The organism is Caenimonas terrae (assembly GCF_042655405.1).
GTDB classification, from domain to species: domain Bacteria; phylum Pseudomonadota; class Gammaproteobacteria; order Burkholderiales; family Burkholderiaceae_C; genus Ramlibacter; species Ramlibacter terrae_A.
Window position 1 is genome coordinate 74,499 of record NZ_JBHSMF010000006.1, and the last position, 18,336, is coordinate 92,834.

The window sequence follows — 18,336 nt, forward strand, 5'->3', positions numbered from 1 at the left end:
CGATTTCGCATGGACGGGTCCGTGGTGTGTTGGGTCACCGGCGATCATGGATGCCCAACATGACGAAACCGTTACACGAGGCCTCTCACACCACGCCCAACTGCCGCAGCCGGTCGATCTCCGCGACGTCCAGGCCCGCCTCGCGCGGCGCGGCCGCGTGGCGTCTGCGCTGGCCTTGTGCGCCGCGTCAGGGGGCCCGGTGGCGCGCCTCGAACGCCCGCTGCAGCAGGCAGAAGGCGAACAGCAATCCGCCGATCGCGATCCGCGTCCACCAGGAACTGAGGCTGCCGTCGAACATGATCAGGGTCTGGATCATCCCCAGCATCAGCACGCCGAACAGCGTCCCGAACACATAGCCCACGCCCCCGGACAGCAGCGTGCCGCCGATCACCACCGCGGCAATGGCGTCCAGCTCCAGCCCCACCGCATGCAGCCCGTACCCGGACAGCATGTAGAACGTGAAGACCACCCCGGCCAGCGCGGAGCAGAAGCCGCTCAGCGCATACACCCCGACCAGCGTCGAGCGCACCGGTAGCCCCATCAGCACCGCCGACTGCTCGTTGCCGCCGATCGCGTAGACGGTGCGGCCGAACTGCGTCCAGTGCGCCACCAGGCTGCCGGCCGCCACCACTGCCAGCGCGATCACCGCGCCGATCGAGATCGACGCATCGGCCCAGAGCGTGATACGGGCCTGCGACACCGCGCTGTAGAACTCGTTGCCGATGCTGATCGAGTCGATGCTGATCAGGTAGCACAGGCCGCGCGCCAGGAACATGCCGGCCAGCGTCACGATGAAGGGCTGCAACCGGAAGCGCTCGATCAGCACGCCCATCAGCGCGCCGAAGGCCGTGCCCATCGCCAGCACCAGCGGCAGCACCAGCGCCGGGCTCCAGCCATGGCGCTCCACCAGCGCTGCCGACACCATCGTGGTCAGCGCGATCACGGCGCCGACCGACAGGTCGATGCCGCCGGAGATGATCACGAAGGTCATCCCCACCGCCACGATGCACAGGAAGGCGTTGTCGATCAGCAGGTTCAGGAACACCTGCGCCGAGAAGAAGCCGGTGTAGAACACCGAGCCCAGCGTGCCCATCGCGCAGAACAGGCCGACGGTCGCCAGCACCGGCACGAACTTGGGATCAAGCCGATGGGGCCGCCGGCTTGCTGCCTGCGGCGCCGGGGCCACGGCCGGCATGCTCAGGCCCGCGCTCATCGTGCCGGCTCCGTCGCCGCCGGCCGCCGCAGCCAGCCGGCGACCGTGCCGCGGAATTCGGGCGACTGCAGCAGCATCACCGCGAACACCACCGCGGCCTTCACCACCAGGTTCACTTCCGGCGGCACGCCGATCGAGTAGATCGCATAGGTCAGGGTCTGGATGATCAGCGCGCCGATCGCGCTGCCCACCAGGCTGAAGCGCCCGCCGGTCAGGGCCGTGCCGCCCAGCGTCACCGCCAGGATGGCGTCCAGCTCCATCAGCATCCCCGCGTTGTTGCCGTCGGCACTCTTGACCGTCGAACTGACGATCAGGCCGGCCACGCCGGCGCACAGGCCGCAGAAGGCATAGGCCCAGAACACGATGCGACGCGCCGGCAGGCCGGCCAGGCGGGCCGCCGACGGATTGATGCCGACGGCCTGGATGAACAGCCCCAGCGCCGTGCGGCGCACCAGCAGCACCAGCACCGCGAGCACGGCGGCGGCGATGTAGAACGGCACCGGAAGCCCCAGCAGGTAGCCGTTGCCGATCTCGAAGAAGGGCGGGTAGTACACGGTGATGATCTGGCCGCTGGTCACCAGCTGCGCGATGCCGCGGCCGGCCACCATCAGGATCAGCGTGGCGACGATCGGCTGCATGCCGACCAGCGCCACCAGCGCTCCATTCCAGGCGCCGCACAGCAGCGCCACGGCCAGCGCGCAGGCCAGCGCCAGCCACATCGGGAAGCGGCTCACGTGCGTGGGGACGCCGTCATGGATCACCAGCGAGCCGCCGATCATCCAGGCGGCGACGGCCGCGGCGATCGCCACCACGGCGCCCACCGAGATGTCGATGCCGCGGGTGGCGATCACCAGCGTCATGCCCAGCGCCACCAGCGCCAGCGGCGCGGCGCTTTTGACGATGTCGACCAGGCTGCCATAGAGGTGGCCGTCGCGCCACTCCAGCCGCAGGAAGCTGGCGTTGAAGGCCGCGTTGACCGCCAGCAGCAGCAGCAGGGTCACGAGCGGCCAGAACAGGCGGTGGCGCCACACCGATCCCATCAGGCCTGCTCCGCGATCAGGTGGTACACGTCCTGCTCGCCGCAGCCGGCCGGCAGCTCGCCCACCTTGCGCCGGTCGCGCAGCACCGCGATGCGGTGCGACACCCGCACCACCTCGTCGACTTCCGACGAGATGAACAGCACGGCCATCCCTTCGGCGGCCAGCCGGGCGATCTCGTCCATGATTTCCTGCTTGGCGGCGACGTCGATGCCCCGGGTCGGCTCGTCCAGGATCAGCAGCAGCGGCTGCGTGGCCAGCCAGCGCGCCAGCAGGGCCTTCTGCTGGTTGCCGCCGGACAGCAGGCCGATCGGCGTGTCGACGTCGGCGGTGCGGATGTCCAGCGCCCGCACGAAGCGCTCGGCCAGCCGCTGCTGCTCCGGCGCCGACAGCTGGTTCCAGACGCCGCGCCGGCCCTGCAGCGCCAGCACGATGTTGTCGCGCACCGAGAGCTCGCCGACGATGCCGTCGGTCTTGCGGTCCTCCGGCAGCAGCGCCATGCCCAGCGCCACCGCCGCCGCCGGCGTCTCCACCTGCCGCAGCTGGCCCTTCAGCAGCAGCTGGCCCTGGTCCGGCCGCTGCAGGCCGAACACCAGTTGCGCCAGCTCCGTGCGGCCCGAGCCGAGCAGGCCGGCCAGGCCGACGATTTCGCCCGGCCGCACTGCCAGGTCGGCCGGCTGCAGCACGCCACGGCGGCCCAGCCCGCGCAGTTCCAGCAGCGGCGCAGCGCCCCGCTCCCACGCCGCCGGCGGCTGCTGCGGCGAGCGCCGCGCCGCCAGTTCGCGCCCGACCATCGCCGCGATCAGGGCCGGCGCCGGCAGCTCGCCCACCGGGTACTCTCCCACCAGCGCGCCGTTGCGCAGCACCGTGATGCGGTCCGCCACCGCATAGACCTGGTCCAGGAAGTGGGTGACGAACAGGATCGCCATGCCCTCCCCGCGCAGCTTGCGCAGCACGCCGAACAGCCGCTGCACTTCGTCGTCGTCCAGGCTGGAGGTCGGTTCGTCCAGCACCAGCACCCGGGCCGAGACGCTCAGCGCGCGGGCGATCGCCACCATCTGCTGCACGGCCACCGGGTAGCTGGCCAGCAGCCGGGTGACGTCGATCTCCAGGTTCAGCCGCGCCAGCAGCGCGCGCGCCTGCGCCGCCATCGCCTTCCAGTCGATCGCGCCGAAGCGGCGCGGGTAGCGGCCGGCGAAGACGTTCTCGGCCACCGACAGGTTGGGGCACAGGTTCACCTCCTGGTAGACCGTGCTGATGCCCAGGCGCTGCGCCTCCAGCGGCGAGCGCGGGCGCACCGGGTGCCCGTGCAGGGTGATGGTGCCGGCGTCGGCCGGGTACACCCCGGTCAGCACCTTGATCAGGGTCGACTTGCCGGCGCCGTTCTGTCCCATCAGCGCGTGGATTTCGCCCGGAAACAGGCGCAGGCCGACGCCGGCGAGCGCGCGCACGCCGAGGAAGTCCTTCGAGATGCCGGCCAGTTCCAGCGCCGGGTCCTGCGTCTGCGCCATCCGCGGGCTTAGTACTTGCGCTTGGGGAATTCGGCGGCCGCGGTTTCCATCGGGAAGACGCTTTCCTGCGTCACGATGCGCTTGGGCACCGGCTTGCCGGCCACCACGTCCTGCACCGCTTTCATCAGCTGCGGGCCGAGCAGCGGGCTGCACTCCACCGACACGTTCAGCTTGCCGGCCATCATGGCCTCGAACGCGCCCTTGACGCCGTCGATGGAGATGATGGTGATGTCCTTGCCGGGCTTCAGCCCGGCCTCCTCGATCGCCTGGATGGCTCCGATCGCCATGTCGTCGTTGTGCGCGTAGAGCACGTTGATCTTCTTGGGGTCGGCCTTCAGGAATGCCTGCATCACTTCCTTGCCCTTGGCGCGGGTGAAGTCGCCGGTCTGCGAGCGCACGATCTTGAAGCGCGGCTGGGTCTTGATGATCTCCTCGAAGCCCTTCTTGCGGTCGATCGCCGGCGCCGAGCCGACGGTGCCCTGCAGTTCGACGATGTTGACGTCGCCCTTGGTGTTCTTCTCCTTGTCCAGCAGCCAGCGGCCGGCCTTGCGGCCTTCCTCGAGGAAATCGGAGCCCATGAAGGTGACCCACAGCGAATCGTCCTTGGCGTTGACGGCGCGGTCGGTCAGGATCACCGGGATCTTGGCCGCCTTGGCTTCGCGCAGCACCGTCTCGAAGCCGCTCTCCACCACCGGCGAGAAGGCGATCACGTCCACCTTCTGCGCGATGAAGGAGCGGATCGCCTTGATCTGGTTCTCCTGCTTCTGCTGGGCGTCGGCGAACTTCAGCTCGATGCCCGCGTCCTTGGCGGCCTGCTTGATCGACTCGGTGTTGGCGGTGCGCCATTCGCTCTCGGCGCCGATCTGGCTGAAGCCCAGCACGATCTTCTTCTGCGCCAGCGCCGGCAACGGCAGGCTGGCAGCCAGGGCCAGGGCGGCGGTGCCCGTCAGGGCGGTGCGGCGTTTCATCATGGTGTCGTCTCCTTGGTGGTTGCTCATGAAACAGGGGTGGCGCTCAGGCGCAGGTGTAAGCAGTCTTGAGCGTGGTGTAGAACTCCACCGCCGCGCGGCCCTGCTCGCGCGGGCCGTAGCCGGAGGCCTTGCGGCCGCCGAACGGCACGTGGTAGTCCACGCCCGCGGTGGGCAGGTTGACCATCACCATGCCGGCCTGGGCGTGGCGGCGGAAGTGGCTGGCGCGCTTGAGCGACGTGGTGCAGATGCCGGCGCACAGGCCGTAGGGCGTGTCGTTGGCCAGCGCCAGCGCATGCTCGTAGCCGTCGGCCCGCAGCACGGCCGCCACCGGCCCGAAGATCTCCTCGCGCGCCACCCGCTGCGCCGGCGTGGCCAGCAGCAGCGCGGGGTTCATGTAGTGGCCGCGCGTGGGCCGCTCCAGCCGCTCTCCGCCGCACACCAGCTCCGCGCCCTCGGCGCGGGCGGTCTCCAGCCAGGCCAGGTCCTGGTCCAGCTGGGCGGCGCTGACGACGGGGCCGATGTCGGTGCCGCGCGCCTCGGCGTGGCCCACCTGCAACTGGCCCATGCGCTTGCGCAGCCGGGCGACGAAGTCGTCGTGCACCTTCGCCTCCACCACCAGCCGGCTGGAGGCCGTGCAGCGCTGGCCGGTGGAGAAGAAGGCGCCCTGCAGGGCGCAGTCCACGGCGCGGTCGAGATCGGCGTCGGCCAGCACCACCAGCGGATTCTTGCCGCCCATTTCCAGCTGCACCTTCGCGCCGCGCGCGGCGGCCTGTTGCAGCACCTGGGCGCCGGTGGCTTCCGAGCCGGTGAAGGTGATGCCGTCCACCAGCCGGCTCTCCACCAGGGTGCGGCCGACCTGGCGCCCGCTGCCGTTGACCAGGTTGAAGACCCCGGCCGGCAGCCCGGCGCGGCTCAGGATGTCGGCCAGCGCCCAGCCGCAGGCCGGCACCAGCTCGGCCGGCTTGAACACCACCGCGTTGCCATAGGCCAGGGCCGGCGCGATCTTCCAGGCCGGGATCGCAAACGGGAAATTCCAGGGCGCGATGACGGCCACCACGCCGATCGGCTCGCGCGTGACCTCCACTTCCACGTCGGGGCGCAGCGAGGCCATCCTTTCGCCGGGCATGCGCAGGGCTTCGCCGGCGAAGAACTTGAAGATCTGCCCGGCCCGCGCCGCCTCGGCCACCGCTTCCACCAGGGTCTTGCCCTCCTCGCGCGCCAGCAGCGCGCCCAGCTCGTCACGGCGCGCGAGCAGCTCGGTGCCCGCCGCATCCAGCGCGTCGGCGCGGCGCTGCGGCGTGGCCATGGCCCAGCCGGGCGCGGCGTCGACGGCGGCCAGGATCGCCGCTTCGGCCTGGCGCGCGTCGGCGCGGGCGTACTCGGCCACCGGCGCCGACAGGTCCGACGGGTTCTCGCTGGTGCCGGTGGTGACGCCGTTTTCCCAGTGGCCGTTGATGTAGTTCTTCAGGAGCTCGCGCATGGCTGGGTGTGCAAAGTGCGCCGATCGTAGGCATTGCGGCGATGCATTCCCAATCGTTTCTCGGCCCGCTGCCATATAAGATCCGGCATTCATGGAAACCCTAGGGCCCACCCTGCGCGCATGATCAACTACACGCACTGGTTCATCCGAGCGCGGCTCAAGACGCGCCAGCTGCTGCTGCTGGTCGCGCTGGACGAGGAGGGCAACATCCATCGCGCGGCCGAGGTCCTGAAGATGACGCAGCCGGCCGCCTCCAAGCTGCTCAAGGACATCGAGCAGGTGCTGGACGTGCCGCTGTTCGACCGGCTGCCGCGCGGCCTGCGGCCCACGGTCTATGGCGAGGCGATGATCCGCCATGCGCGCAGCGCGCTGGCCAGCCTGAACCACGCCCACGAGGAGGTGCTGGCGCTCAAGGCCGGCCGCTACGGCCAGGTGTCCGTCGGTGCGATCACCACGCCCGGCATCATGCTGCTGCCGCAGGCCATCTCGCGCGTCAAGCAGGCCAATCCGACGCTGCGGGTCTCGCTGCAGGTGGAGACCAGCGACGTGCTGATGGAGCGCCTGTCAGAGGGCAAGATCGACTTCAACGTGGCGCGGCTGTTCGCCCAGCACGACAAGACGGCGCTGCGCTTCGAGGCGCTGGCCGAGGAACCGGCGGTCGCCGTGGTGCGGCCCGGCCATCCGCTGCTGCAGGTGAGCGCGTTGTCGCTGCGCGACCTGAACGGCTGGGGCTGGATCGTGCCGCCGGAGGGCAGCGTGCTGCGGCACCGCTTCGACCTGATGTTCCTGGAGGAAAGCCTGGAGGCGCCCGCCAACCTGATCGAGACGGCGGCGCTGCTGTTCGTCACCAAGATGATCGGCCTGGGCGACATGATCGGGCTGATGGCCGGCGACGTGGGCCGCTACTACGCCGGCCACAACCTGGTCGCGGTGCTGCCGATCGCACTGCCCTGTGCAATGGACGCCTTCGGCATCATCACGCGCACCGACCGCCAGCTGTCGCCGGCCGCCTCGGTGATGATGGCGGCGGTGCGCTCGGCCGCGGCCGACTCGTACGGGGTGCCGCTGGAGGCCGGGCTCTGAGCCCTACTTGCCCCAGCGCAGCACCAGCGGATCGAGCCGCCTGGCGGTCTCGATCAGGCCCTGGCGCACCGCCGGCTGCATGGGCGGGAACGGATGGCGCGGCGCCTCGCAGGCGATGATGCCGCCCTCCTTCATCAGCGCCTTGGCACTGAGGATGCCGCCCTGCCGGTTCTCGTAATTGATCAGCGGCAGCCAGCGCTCGTAGGCGCGCGCCGCCGCCTCGTGCTGGCCGGCGCGCCAGGCGTCCATCACCTGCCGGATGCCGTCCGGATAGCCGCCGCCGGTCATCGCGCCAGTCGCACCGGCCTGCAGGTCCGGCAGCAGCGTGATGGCCTCCTCGCCGTCCCACGGTCCTTCGACGGCGTCGCCGCCCAGGCGGATCAGCTCGCGCAGCTTGCTGGCGGCGCCGGCCGTCTCGATCTTGAAGTAGCGCACCTGCTCGATCTCGCGCGCCATCCGGGCCAGCAGCGCGGCGGGCAGCACCGTGCCGCTGACCGGCGCGTCCTGGATCATGATCGGAATGTCGATGGCGTCGGAGAGCGCGGCATAGAACTCGACGATCTGCGCTTCCGGCACCCGCAGCGTGGCGCCATGGTACGGCGGCATCACCATCACCATGGCGGCGCCCTGCTCCTGCGCGCGCCGGCTGCGCTCGGCGCAGACGCGGGTGCCGAAGTGGGTGGTGGTGACGATCACCGGCACGCGTCCGGCGACATGCCGCAGGATGGCGGCGGTCAGCACCTCGCGCTCGTCGTCGGACAGCACGAACTGCTCGGAGAAGTTGGCCAGGATGCACAGGCCGTCGGAGCCGGCGTCGATCATGAAGTCGACGCAGCGCCGCTGGCTGTCCAGGTCCAGCGCGCCGGCCTCGGTGAAGGTGGTGGGCACGACGGGAAACACGCCCTGGTAGCGGGGTCCGGTGGTCATGGGGGTCCTTTCAGGCACAGGTGAATCGGTGCACCGTGGTGCTGGCATACAGCTGGCCGGGGTGCAGCACGGTCGAGGGGAAGTCCGGCCGGTTGGGTGAATCGGGGAAGTGCTGGGTCTCCAGGCACAGGCCGTCGCCCTGCCGGATTGCCTGGCCGTTGGCGCCCGCCAGCGTGCCGTCCAGGAAATTGCCGGAATAGAACTGCAGGCCCGGCTCGGTGGTGAGGATCTCCATCGCGCGGCCGGTCTGCGGGTCTTCCAGCCGGGCCGCGAAGTGCAGGCCTGCCGCCTCGTCCAGCACCCAGTTGTGGTCATAGCCGCGCGCCCGCAGCAGCTGCGGATGCGGCTCGCAGATGCGCTCGCCGATCGGGCGCGGCCGGCGGAAGTCGAACGGCGTGCCGTCCACGCCGGCCAGCTCCAGCGGGATCAGGCCCGCGTCCACCGTGCAATAGCGGCTGGCCGCGATGGTCAGCAGATGGCCCAGGATGCTGCCGCCGCCCGCCAGGTTGAAGTAGTCGTGGTGCGACAGGTTCACCACCGTGGCGCGGTCGCAGCGCGCCTCGTAGTCCACCCGCCATTCGTTGCGCGGGGTCAGCGTGTACTGCACCCGCACCGCGAGCCGGCCCGGAAAGCCCTGGTCGCCGTCCTCGCTGGCCAGCCGCAGTTCCAGCGCCACGCTGCCATCGGCGGCCGCCGGCAGCGGCGTGATCTCCCACCAGCGGGTGCCGAAGCCCTGCGGGCCGCCATGCAAGGTATTGGCGCCGTCGTTGAGCGTCAGCTGGACGTCCTGGCCTGCCAGCGCGAACCTGCCCCGCGCAATGCGGTTGGCGTAGCGCCCGACGATGGTCCCCAGGTGCGGATGCGGCCGCGTGTAGTCTCCGGGCGTGGCCAGGCCGAGTACGACGTTGGCGCTGCGCCCATGCCGGTCCGGCACCCGCAGGGACGTCACGATGCCGCCCCGGTTGATCGCGGTGAGCGACATTCCGGCGCCGTTGTCCAGCATGAACTCGCGCACGGGCTGCGGTGGGCTCATGGTGCGGCAACGAAGCGCGCTTCGGGCAGGCCGCGCCAGCCGGGCTGCAATGCGAACAGGCCGCCCGCCTCGGGTTCACGCCGCAACGCGTCCTTGTCCAGGCCGCCGCGCGCCGAGGTGACGTACAGCGTGTCCAGTTCCGCACCGCCGAAGGCGGGACAGGTCGGGCGCGACACCGGCAGGGTCAGCCGCGCGCTCACCGCGCCGCTGGCGTCGTAGCGCACGACGCAGCCGCCGTCCCACTGCGCGTTCCACAGCCCGCCATCCGCATCGACGCAGGAGCCGTCGGCAAAGCCCTCGTCGCCGGCCAGCCGCACGAACTCCTGCGGCCTGCCCAGGCTGCCGTCGGCGCCGTAGTCCACGCGCCAGATGGTGCGGGTCGGCGAGTCGGTGAAGTACATGGTGGCGCCGTCGGGGCTGAAGGCGATGCTGTTGCCCACCGCCGCCGGCGGCAGCGGCAGCCGCTCCACGCGCAGGTCCGGATGCACGCGATAGAAGTGGCCGATCGGCTGCTCCGGCGCGTTGAACATGCCGAACACGAAGCGGCCCTGGCGGTCGCAGCGGCCGTCGTTGATGCGGGTGGCCGGTTGGTCGGCATCCACCGGCACGATCGGCGACAGCGCCTCGCGTTCAAGTTCGAACAGCGCGATGCCCGAGGCCAGGCCCAGCAGCAGCTGCGGCGCGCTTTCCGCGCACAGCGCGAAGCTGCCGACCCGCTCGGGCAGCGTCCAGGCGCGCAGCTGGCCGTCGCCCTGCAGCCGGCTGATGGTGCAGCCCTCGATGTCGGTCCAGTACAGCGCGCCGCTGCGCTCGCACCACAGTGCGCATTCGCCCAGGCGGTTGCGGGCCGCGACCGCCAGCCGGGCATCGCTCACACCCAGCCTCCGTCCACCACGAAGTCCTGCGCGGTGCACATCGCGCTGTCGTCGGCGGCCAGGAACAGCGCCATGCGGGCGATGTGTTCCGGCTTGAGTTCGGCGCGCAGGCACTGGCCGCGGGCGATGTCGGCGCGGCCTTCGTCGGTCAGCCACAGCTTGATCTGCTTTTCGGTCATCACCCAGCCGGGCACCAGCGTGTTGACGCGGATGTTGTGCGGCCCGAAGTCGCGCGCCAGGCTGCGCGTCAGGCCCTGCACCGCCGCCTTGGCCGTCGTGTAGACCGGCATCCCGCCCTGCTTGAGCATCCAGCTGATCGAGCCGAAGTTGACGATCGAGCCGCCGCCGGCCCCCTGCATGTCCGACGCCACGTTCTTGGCGGCGAAGAACTGATGCCGCAGGTTCACCGCGATGCCGGCGTCCCATGACTCGGGCGTGGTGTCCTCGATGCGATGGCGGCGGTCGTTGGCGGCGTTGTTCAACAGCACCCGGATCGGGCCGAAGCGCGCGCGCACGGCGGCGATCGCCCCGTCCAGCGCGGCGATGTCGCACAGGTCCGCCGGCACGAACAGCGGCGCGTGCGCGCTGCCGGCGAGCCGGTGGGCCAGGGCCTCGCCGGACCCGCGGTCGATGTCGATGAAACCCACCTTGGCGCCCTGGTCGGCGAACTGTTCGACCAGGCAGGCACCGATGCCGGTGGCTCCGCCGGTGATCAGGACGGTGCGGTCGGCGAGGCTGGGGTAGCGGGCGTAAGGACTCATGGCGGCTCCCGGTGCGGCAAGGATGGGGATTATGTAGTCCGACTTAAACGGTCACGACAAAACCCTGTCTAAGGGTTTCCCTGGGCTCAACTTCTATTTGTAGTCAGACTATATTCCCGTCCCACACCTCGGCAACCCAGGTCCCATCCATGTCGAAACCGCCCGTCAAGCTCCGCTCCGCCGCCTGGTTCGGCACCGTGGACAAGAACGGCTTCATGTACCGCAGCTGGATGAAGAACCAGGGCATCCCGGACCACGAGTTCCAGGGCAAGCCGGTCATCGGCATCTGCAACACCTGGTCGGAGCTGACGCCCTGCAATGCGCACTTCCGCAAGCTGGCCGAGCACGTGCGGCGCGGCATCATCGAAGCCGGCGGCTTCCCGGTGGAGTTCCCGGTGTTCTCCAACGGCGAGTCGAACCTGCGGCCGACGGCGATGTTCACGCGCAACCTGGCGAGCATCGACGTCGAGGAATCGATCCGCGGCAACCCGATCGACGGCGTGGTGCTGCTGGTGGGCTGCGACAAGACCACGCCCGCCCTGCTGATGGGCGCCGCCAGCTGCGACGTGCCCGCCATCGCGGTAAGCGGCGGCCCGATGCTCAATGGCAAGCACATGGGCCGCGACATCGGCTCGGGCACAGCCGTGTGGCAACTGTCGGAGCAGGTCAAGGCCGGCACCATCACCCTGCACGAATTCATGTCGGCCGAAGCGGGCATGTCGCGCTCGGCGGGCACCTGCAACACCATGGGCACCGCGTCCACCATGGCCTGCATGGCCGAAGCGCTGGGCGTCACGCTGCCGCACAACGCCGCCATCCCCGCGGTGGATGCGCGCCGCTACGTGCTGGCCCACATGAGCGGCATGCGCATCGTCGACATGGTGCGCGAGGACTTGAAACTCTCCAAGCTGCTGACGCGCCAGGCCTTCGAGAACGCGATTCGCACCAACGCCGCCATCGGCGGCTCGACCAACGCGGTCATCCACCTGAAGGCCATCGCCGGGCGCATCGGCGTCGCGCTGGACCTGGACGACTGGACCGCCGTCGGCAAGGGCACGCCGACGCTGGTGGACCTGATGCCCTCGGGCCGCTTCCTGATGGAGGACTTCTATTACGCCGGCGGCCTGCCCGCCGTGCTGCGCCGGCTGGGCGAGGCCGGCCGGCTGCCGCATCCCGATGCGCTCACCGCCAACGGCAAGAGCCTGTGGGACAACGTGAAGGACGCGCCTTCGTACAACCCCGAGGTGATCCGCGACTGGGAACGGCCGCTGGTGGCCGACGGCAGCATCCGCATCCTGCGCGGCAACCTGGCGCCGCGCGGCGCGGTGCTCAAGCCGTCCGCAGCCACCGAGCGCCTGCTGCGCCACCGTGGCCGCGCCGTGGTGTTCGAGGACCTGGACGACTACAAGGCGCGGATCGCCGACCCCGCCCTGGACGTGACGGCGGACTCGATCCTGGTGCTGAAGAACTGCGGCCCGCGCGGCTACCCCGGCATGGCCGAGGTCGGCAACATGGGCCTGCCGCCCAAGCTGCTGGCCCAGGGCGTGACCGACATGGTCCGCATCTCGGATGCCCGCATGAGCGGAACCGCCTACGGCACGGTGGTGCTGCACGTGGCGCCCGAGGCGCGCGCCGGCGGCCCGCTGGCGGTGGTGCGCGAGGGCGACTGGATCGAGCTGGATGCGGCAACCGGCCGCCTGCACCTGGACGTGGCCGAGTCCGAACTGGCCGGCCGCCTGGCCACCTGGTCCGCGGCGCAGCAGGCCGACCCGGCCGACGGCTCCGGCTACCGCAAGCTGTACGTCGAGCACGTGCTGCAGGCCGACCAGGGCTGCGACTTCGATTTCCTCGTGGGCAGCCGCGGCGCGGCCGTGCCCAAGCATTCCCACTGAACGACACCAAGGAGAAGAAGCAATGACAACCCGCAGAACCATCCTCGCCAGCCTGGTGCTGGCCGCCTCGGCGCTGGGCCTCGCGCCCGCCGCGCACGCGCAGGGCAAGGGCCTGATCGGCATCTCGATGCCGACCAAGTCGTCCGCGCGCTGGATCGACGACGGCAACAACATGGTCAAGGTGCTCAAGGAGCGCGGCTACCAGACCGACCTGCAGTACGCCGACGACGACATCCCCAACCAGCTGGCCCAGGTGGAGAACATGATCACCAAGGGCGCCAAGGTGCTGGTGATCGCCGCCATCGACGGCACCACGCTGTCCAATGCGCTGCAGAAGGCGGCCGACAAGGGCGTCAAGGTCATTGCCTACGACCGCCTGATCCGCGGCTCCAAGAACGTGGACTACTACGCCACCTTCGACAACTTCCAGGTCGGCGTGCTGCAGGCCACCTCCATCGTCGACAAGCTGGGCCTCAAGCAGGGCAAGGGCCCGTTCAACATCGAGCTGTTCGGCGGCTCGCCGGACGACAACAACGCCTTCTTCTTCTACGACGGCGCCATGTCGGTGCTCAAGCCCTACATCGACAGCGGCAAGCTGGTGGTGCGCAGCAAGCAGATGGGCATGGACAAGGTCGGCACCCTGCGCTGGGACGGCGCCGTGGCCCAGGCCCGCATGGACAACCTGCTGTCGGCCTTCTACGGCAAGGACAAGGTCAACGCCGTGCTGTCGCCCTATGACGGCCTGTCGATCGGCATCCTGTCGTCGCTCAAGGGCGTGGGCTACTGCACCGCCAGCCAGCCCTGCCCGGTGGTGAGCGGCCAGGACGCCGAGGTCCAGTCGGTCAAGTCGATCCTGCGCGGCGAGCAGTATTCCACCGTGTTCAAGGACACCCGCGAGCTGGCCAAGGTCGCGGCCAACATGGTCGACGCCGTGCTGTCCGGCAAGAAGCCCGAGATCAACGACACCAAGACCTACAACAATGGCGTCAAGGTGGTGCCTTCCTACCTGCTCAAGCCGGTCAGCGTCGACGCCAGCAACTGGAAGCAGGTGCTGGTCGGCAGCGGCTACTACAAGGAAGCGCAACTCAAGTGACCCAGGGAGCCGTCGGCATGGACAGCATCCTGGAGATGCGCGGCATCACCAAGACCTTCCCCGGCGTCGTCGCGCTCAAGGAGGTCAACCTCTCGGTGCGCGCCGGCGAGATCCACGCCGTCGTGGGCGAGAACGGCGCCGGCAAGTCCACACTGATGAAGGTGCTGAGCGGGGTGTACCCGCACGGATCCTTCGACGGCGAGATCCGCTTCGCCGGCCAGCCGCGCCAGTTCCGCGACATCTCGGGCAGCGAGGAACTGGGGATCATCATCATCCACCAGGAGCTGGCGCTGGTGCCGCTGCTGTCGATCGCCGAGAACATCTTCCTGGGCAACGAGCCGGCGCGCGCCGGCGTGGTGGACCGCCATGCGGCCCATGCGCGCACCCGCGAGCTGCTGGCTACCGTGGGACTGGACGAATCGCCGGCCACCCTGGTGGACGACCTCGGCGTGGGCAAGCAGCAGTTGGTGGAAATCGCCAAGGCGCTGTCCAAGCGGGTGAAGCTGCTGATCCTGGACGAGCCGACCGCCAGCCTGAACGAGACCGACAGCGAGGCCCTGCTGCAGCTGCTGCTGGGCCTGAAGAAGCACGGCGTGACCAGCATCCTGATTTCGCACAAGCTCAACGAAATCGAGAAGGTGGCCGACACCATCACCGTCCTGCGCGACGGCAGCACGGTGCAGACCCTGGACTGCCGCGGCCAGGCGATCAGCCAGGACGTGATCATCCGCAACATGGTCGGCCGTGAAATGGCGGAGCGCTACCCCAAGCGCGAGCCGCAGATCGGCGAGACGGTGTTCGAGCTGCGCGGCTGGACCGTGCACCATCCGCTGCACGCCGAGCGCCAGGTGGTCAAGGGCGTGAACCTGCAGGCGCGGCGCGGCGAGATCGTCGGCATCGCCGGCCTGATGGGCGCCGGCCGCACCGAGCTGGCGATGAGCGTGTTCGGCCGCTCCTGGGGCCAGCGCATCAGCGGCAAGGTGCTGGTGAAGGGCCGGGAGGTGGACGTGTCCAGCGTCGGCCGCGCCATCGCCCACGGCATCGCCTACGTCACCGAGGACCGCAAGGGCTACGGCCTGCTGCTGGACGACGACATCGCCCGCAACACCACGCTGGCCAACCTGCCGGCGGTGTCGCGCCGCGGCGTGATCGACGAGGGCCGCGAGTTCGAGGTGGCCGACGGCTACCGCCGGCAGTTGCGCATCCGCAGCGCCGGCGTGCGCCAGCAGGTGGGCCAGCTGTCGGGCGGCAACCAGCAGAAGGTGGTGCTGGGCAAGTGGCTGTTCACCCAGCCCGAGGTGCTGATCCTGGACGAGCCCACCCGCGGCATCGACGTCGGCGCCAAGTTCGAGATCTACAGCCTGGTGGCGCAGATGGCCGCCGAGGGCAAGTGCATCGTGATGATCTCGTCGGAGATGCCCGAGCTGCTGGGCATGTGCGACCGCATCTACGTGATGAACGAGGGCCGTTTCGTCGCCGAATTCGGCGCGGCCGAGGCCAGCCAGGAGAAGATCATGCGTTCCATCGTGCAATCGGGGAGCCTGCAATGACCACCGAACTCGCCCAGGCGCCAGCCGCCACCGTCCCCGCCCGCGGCCGCGCCCTGGGCTTCCTGCGGGCCCACCTGCGCGACTACGCGATGCTGCTGTCGCTGGTGGCCATCATGGCCTTCTTCCAGTACATGACCGGCGGCACGCTGATGCAGCCGCTCAATCTCACCAATCTCGTGCTGCAGAACAGCTATATCGTCATCATGGCGCTGGGCATGCTGCTGGTGATCGTGGCGGGCTACATCGACCTGTCGGTCGGCTCGGTCTGCGGCTTCATCGGGGCGCTGGCCGCGGTACTGATGGTGGAGCTGAACTGGAACTTCGTGCCGGCCTCGCTGGCCTGCCTGCTGGCCGGCGCCGTGATCGGCGGCGCCCAGGGCTGGTTCGTGGCCTACATGCGCATCCCCTCCTTCATCGTCACCCTGGCCGGCATGCTGGTGTTCAAGGGCCTGGCGCTGCTGGCCCTGCAGGGGCAGTCGGTGGGGCCCTTCCCGCCCGAATTCCAGCTGCTGTCCACCGGCTTCCTGCCCGATCCGCTGGGCGGCGATTCGCTGCGCCTGACCTCGCTGCTGCTGGGCGTGCTGGCCGCCGCGGCGCTGGTCTTCTTCAAGCTGCGCGAGCGCCGCCGGGCCGCCAGGCACGGCATGGAGGTCGAGCCGCTGGCCTTCTTCCTGCTGAAGAACCTGGTGTTCGTCGCGCTGATCGTGGCGCTGAGCGCGCTGCTGTCGGCCTACCGCGGCCTGCCCAACGTGCTGGTGGTAATGGCGGTGCTGATCGTGGTCTACGACTTCGTGACGCTGCGCACCACCATCGGCCGGCGCGTCTATGCGCTGGGCGGCAACGAGAAGGCGGCGCGGCTGTCGGGCATCAAGACCGAGCGGCTGGCCTTCCTCACCTTCGTCAACATGGGCGTGCTGGCGGCGCTGGCCGGCCTGGTGTTCGCGGCGCGCCTGAACACCGCCACGCCGAAGGCGGGCCTCGGTTTCGAGCTGGACGTGATCGCGGCCTGCTTCATCGGCGGCGCCTCCGCTTCCGGCGGCGTCGGCAAGGTGTTCGGCGCCGTGGTGGGCGCCTTCGTGATGGGCGTGATGAACAACGGCATGTCGATCCTGGGCATCGGCATCGACTACCAGCAGGTGATCAAGGGCCTGGTGCTGCTGGCCGCGGTGTTCGTCGACGTCGCCAACAAGAGCCGGCGCTGAAGGCGCCGCTCCCGTCCACCATGGCAGTGCAACCGGCCCACCGCGATTCCAGCTACCGCAGGCCGCCGCAGCGCAAGAGCATGCACCCCCAGATCGTGCGCGACCTGGGCATGCGCATCGTGGCCGGCGAGTTCGCGCCCGGCAGCCGGCTGCCGGCGGAAGCGGTGCTGCTGGCCAGCTTCCAGGTCAGCCGCTCCGTGCTGCGCGAGGCGGTGCGGGTGCTGGTGGCCAAGGGCCTGGTGGTGTCGCGCCAGCGCGCCGGCGTGATCGTGCGCCCGCGCAGCGACTGGCACCTGCTCGATCCCGACGTCTTGTACTGGCTGATCCAGGCCAAGCCGGCCGGCGATTTCGTCGAGACGCTGATGACGGTGCGCCGCATCTTCGAGCCGGCGGCGGCCGCCCTGACCGCGCGCCTGGCCAGCGACGAACAGCTGCAGGGCATCGCGCAGGCCTACGCCGGCATGGAGGCGGCGCAGACCCCGGACGAACTGCTGGAGCCGGACCTGGCCTTCCACCGGCGCATCGCCGAGGCCACCGGCAACGACCTGCTGGCCTACATCGGCAACATGCTGTCGCTGGCCCTGCGCGAATCGATCAAGCTCAGTAGCAAGCTGCCCAACACCCATGCCCTGTCGCTGCCGCGGCACAAGGCCATCCTCACCGCGCTGCTCAGCCACGACCCGCTGGGCGCGCGCCAGGCGACGATGGTGCAGCTGGAGGAAACCCGGCTGGACATCTCGCGCATCCTGGACCCGGACGGCGGGTTGGTCTAGCGCATGCCGCGCCCCGCCCCCCTGGTATTCAGGTACACCGAATACAACGAGGTGGTCCCGCAGATGAACAGGCGATTGCGCTTCGGCCCGCCGAAGCAGACGTTCGCCACCGCCTCGGGCACCAGCACCTTGCCGATCAGCGTGCCGTCTGCCGCGTAGCAGTGCACGCCGTCCCCGGCGCTGGTCCAGATGTTGCCGTGGACATCGCTCCGCAGCCCGTCGAACAGCCCGTTGCCGCACTCGGCAAACACCTCGCCGCCGGCCAGCGACGCGCCGTCCTCCTTCACCCGGAAGCGCCGGATGTGCCGGGGCCCGTCGTCCCGGTGCGTGGCCCCGGTATCCACGATGTACAGCAGCCGTTCGTCCGGCGAGAACGCCAGCCCGTTGGGCTGCACGAAGTCGTCCGCCACGCGGGTCACGCCGCGCAGGTCGGGCGCGATGCGATAGACGCAGCACGCGCCGAGTTCGCTGGGCGCCGCATCGCCTTCGTAATCGCTGTCGATGCCGTAGCTGGGGTCCGAGAACCAGATGCTGCCGTCCGACTTCACCACCACGTCGTTCGGCGAGTTGAAGCGCTTGCCCTCGAAGCGCTCGGCCAGCACGGTGCGGGTGCCGTCGTGCTCGGTGCGCGACACGCAGCGGCCGCGGTGCTCGCAGGAGACGAGGCGGCCCTCGCGGTCCACGGTGTGGCCGTTGCTGTTCATCGCCGGCTGGCGGAACACGGACACCGAACCGTCGGTCTCGTCCCAGCGCAGCATGCGGTCGTTCGGGATGTCGGACCACACCAGGTAGCGGCCGGCCGCGAACCAGGCCGGGCCTTCCGCCCAGCGGCAACCGGTGTACAGCCGCTCGAGGTGCACGTTGCCGAAGGCGAGCTTGCGAAAGCGCTCGTCGATCACCTCGAAGCTGTCGGTCAGGTCGATCGCCATGTCCCG

The 18,336-nt window shown here is 69.8% G+C and carries 16 protein-coding genes; 6 read left to right on the plus strand and 10 right to left on the minus strand.

The genetic code is table 11. The features are described 5' to 3' along the window. Positions 1 to 187: 187 nt before the first annotated feature. Genes yjfF through ACFPOE_RS07225 form a run of 5 tightly spaced genes read right to left on the minus strand, consistent with a single transcriptional unit; the run spans position 188 to position 6,212 of the window. Positions 188 to 1,213 (minus strand): galactofuranose ABC transporter, permease protein YjfF, encoded by a 1,026-nt coding sequence (gene yjfF, locus ACFPOE_RS07205; protein ID WP_376849345.1) that lies wholly within the window; start codon positions 1,211 to 1,213, stop codon positions 188 to 190. Next, the gene (locus ACFPOE_RS07210) at positions 1,210 to 2,253 is read right to left on the minus strand and encodes an ABC transporter permease (protein WP_376849346.1); all 1,044 of its coding nucleotides are present in this window, start codon (positions 2,251 to 2,253) and stop codon (positions 1,210 to 1,212) included. The genes yjfF and ACFPOE_RS07210 overlap by 4 nt, the downstream gene beginning before the upstream one ends. Beyond that, positions 2,253 to 3,761 carry a sugar ABC transporter ATP-binding protein gene (locus tag ACFPOE_RS07215; protein WP_376849348.1) on the minus strand — a complete coding sequence of 503 codons (1,509 nt, stop codon included), beginning with the start codon at positions 3,759 to 3,761 and terminating at the stop codon, positions 2,253 to 2,255. The genes ACFPOE_RS07210 and ACFPOE_RS07215 overlap by 1 nt, the downstream gene beginning before the upstream one ends. Positions 3,762 to 3,769: 8 nt before the next feature. Further along, positions 3,770 to 4,729, minus strand: coding sequence for an ABC transporter substrate-binding protein (locus ACFPOE_RS07220; protein ID WP_376850617.1), 960 nt, complete (start codon positions 4,727 to 4,729; stop codon positions 3,770 to 3,772). A 46-nt stretch (positions 4,730 to 4,775) separates the two neighbouring features. Beyond that, the gene (locus ACFPOE_RS07225; RefSeq protein ID WP_376849349.1) at positions 4,776 to 6,212 is read right to left on the minus strand and encodes an aldehyde dehydrogenase family protein; all 1,437 of its coding nucleotides are present in this window, start codon (positions 6,210 to 6,212) and stop codon (positions 4,776 to 4,778) included. Between the two features lie 120 nt (positions 6,213 to 6,332). Here ACFPOE_RS07225 and ACFPOE_RS07230 point away from each other — a divergent pair, with 120 nt between their 5' ends. After that, positions 6,333 to 7,295 (plus strand): LysR family transcriptional regulator, encoded by a 963-nt coding sequence (locus tag ACFPOE_RS07230; RefSeq protein ID WP_376849350.1) that lies wholly within the window; start codon positions 6,333 to 6,335, stop codon positions 7,293 to 7,295. Positions 7,296 to 7,298: 3 nt separating this feature from the next. On the opposite strand, the gene ACFPOE_RS07235 is transcribed toward ACFPOE_RS07230, so the two are convergent. Genes ACFPOE_RS07235 through ACFPOE_RS07250 form a run of 4 tightly spaced genes read right to left on the minus strand, consistent with a single transcriptional unit; the run spans position 7,299 to position 10,891 of the window. After that, complete coding sequence (locus tag ACFPOE_RS07235; RefSeq protein ID WP_376849352.1) at positions 7,299 to 8,222, minus strand: dihydrodipicolinate synthase family protein; 924 nt, start codon at positions 8,220 to 8,222, stop codon at positions 7,299 to 7,301. Positions 8,223 to 8,232: 10 nt separating this feature from the next. Further along, a complete protein-coding gene (locus tag ACFPOE_RS07240; RefSeq protein ID WP_376849353.1) occupies positions 8,233 to 9,255 on the minus strand; it encodes an aldose epimerase family protein in 1,023 nt (340 codons plus the stop codon). Next, positions 9,252 to 10,130, minus strand: a complete 879-nt coding sequence (locus tag ACFPOE_RS07245) for an SMP-30/gluconolactonase/LRE family protein (RefSeq protein ID WP_376849355.1) — start codon at positions 10,128 to 10,130, stop codon at positions 9,252 to 9,254. Before ACFPOE_RS07245 ends, ACFPOE_RS07240 begins: the two co-directional genes overlap by 4 nt. Continuing rightward, positions 10,127 to 10,891 (minus strand): SDR family NAD(P)-dependent oxidoreductase, encoded by a 765-nt coding sequence (locus ACFPOE_RS07250; protein ID WP_376849357.1) that lies wholly within the window; start codon positions 10,889 to 10,891, stop codon positions 10,127 to 10,129. Before ACFPOE_RS07250 ends, ACFPOE_RS07245 begins: the two co-directional genes overlap by 4 nt. A 149-nt stretch (positions 10,892 to 11,040) precedes the next feature. On the opposite strand from ACFPOE_RS07250, the gene ACFPOE_RS07255 reads away from it, so the two are divergent. The 5 genes from ACFPOE_RS07255 to ACFPOE_RS07275 are packed head-to-tail and all read left to right on the plus strand — an operon-like array spanning position 11,041 to position 17,401. Beyond that, a complete protein-coding gene (locus ACFPOE_RS07255; protein WP_376849358.1) occupies positions 11,041 to 12,783 on the plus strand; it encodes an IlvD/Edd family dehydratase in 1,743 nt (580 codons plus the stop codon). Positions 12,784 to 12,805: 22 nt separating this feature from the next. Beyond that, positions 12,806 to 13,876, plus strand: coding sequence for a multiple monosaccharide ABC transporter substrate-binding protein (chvE, locus tag ACFPOE_RS07260; RefSeq protein WP_376849359.1), 1,071 nt, complete (start codon positions 12,806 to 12,808; stop codon positions 13,874 to 13,876). Between the two features lie 17 nt (positions 13,877 to 13,893). After that, positions 13,894 to 15,426, plus strand: coding sequence for a multiple monosaccharide ABC transporter ATP-binding protein (mmsA, locus tag ACFPOE_RS07265; RefSeq protein ID WP_376849360.1), 1,533 nt, complete (start codon positions 13,894 to 13,896; stop codon positions 15,424 to 15,426). Beyond that, positions 15,423 to 16,628 carry a multiple monosaccharide ABC transporter permease gene (mmsB, locus tag ACFPOE_RS07270; protein ID WP_376849361.1) on the plus strand — a complete coding sequence of 402 codons (1,206 nt, stop codon included), beginning with the start codon at positions 15,423 to 15,425 and terminating at the stop codon, positions 16,626 to 16,628. The genes mmsA and mmsB overlap by 4 nt, the downstream gene beginning before the upstream one ends. Before the next feature lie 20 nt (positions 16,629 to 16,648). After that, positions 16,649 to 17,401, plus strand: coding sequence for a FadR/GntR family transcriptional regulator (locus ACFPOE_RS07275; RefSeq protein WP_376849362.1), 753 nt, complete (start codon positions 16,649 to 16,651; stop codon positions 17,399 to 17,401). On the opposite strand, the gene ACFPOE_RS07280 is transcribed toward ACFPOE_RS07275, so the two are convergent. Continuing rightward, on the minus strand, positions 17,398 to 18,330 hold the full coding sequence (locus ACFPOE_RS07280) for an SMP-30/gluconolactonase/LRE family protein (RefSeq protein WP_376849363.1): 933 nt from the start codon (positions 18,328 to 18,330) through the stop codon (positions 17,398 to 17,400). The two genes, ACFPOE_RS07275 and ACFPOE_RS07280, sit on opposite strands and share 4 nt — an antisense overlap. Positions 18,331 to 18,336: the final 6 nt, after the last annotated feature.

Coding starts and splice junctions, on each gene's coding strand:
- ACFPOE_RS07220 (WP_376850617.1), bottom strand. CDS start 4,729: ATGAAACGCCGCACCGCCCTGACGGGCACCGCCGCCCTGGCCCTGGCT.
- ACFPOE_RS07225 (WP_376849349.1), bottom strand. CDS start 6,212: ATGCGCGAGCTCCTGAAGAACTACATCAACGGCCACTGGGAAAACGGC.
- mmsB (WP_376849361.1), top strand. CDS start 15,423: ATGACCACCGAACTCGCCCAGGCGCCAGCCGCCACCGTCCCCGCCCGC.
- mmsA (WP_376849360.1), top strand. CDS start 13,894: ATGGACAGCATCCTGGAGATGCGCGGCATCACCAAGACCTTCCCCGGC.
- ACFPOE_RS07275 (WP_376849362.1), top strand. CDS start 16,649: ATGGCAGTGCAACCGGCCCACCGCGATTCCAGCTACCGCAGGCCGCCG.
- ACFPOE_RS07250 (WP_376849357.1), bottom strand. CDS start 10,891: ATGAGTCCTTACGCCCGCTACCCCAGCCTCGCCGACCGCACCGTCCTG.
- chvE (WP_376849359.1), top strand. CDS start 12,806: ATGACAACCCGCAGAACCATCCTCGCCAGCCTGGTGCTGGCCGCCTCG.
- ACFPOE_RS07215 (WP_376849348.1), bottom strand. CDS start 3,761: ATGGCGCAGACGCAGGACCCGGCGCTGGAACTGGCCGGCATCTCGAAG.
- ACFPOE_RS07210 (WP_376849346.1), bottom strand. CDS start 2,253: ATGGGATCGGTGTGGCGCCACCGCCTGTTCTGGCCGCTCGTGACCCTG.
- ACFPOE_RS07240 (WP_376849353.1), bottom strand. CDS start 9,255: ATGAGCCCACCGCAGCCCGTGCGCGAGTTCATGCTGGACAACGGCGCC.
- ACFPOE_RS07255 (WP_376849358.1), top strand. CDS start 11,041: ATGTCGAAACCGCCCGTCAAGCTCCGCTCCGCCGCCTGGTTCGGCACC.
- ACFPOE_RS07230 (WP_376849350.1), top strand. CDS start 6,333: ATGATCAACTACACGCACTGGTTCATCCGAGCGCGGCTCAAGACGCGC.
- yjfF (WP_376849345.1), bottom strand. CDS start 1,213: ATGAGCGCGGGCCTGAGCATGCCGGCCGTGGCCCCGGCGCCGCAGGCA.
- ACFPOE_RS07235 (WP_376849352.1), bottom strand. CDS start 8,222: ATGACCACCGGACCCCGCTACCAGGGCGTGTTTCCCGTCGTGCCCACC.
- ACFPOE_RS07280 (WP_376849363.1), bottom strand. CDS start 18,330: ATGGCGATCGACCTGACCGACAGCTTCGAGGTGATCGACGAGCGCTTT.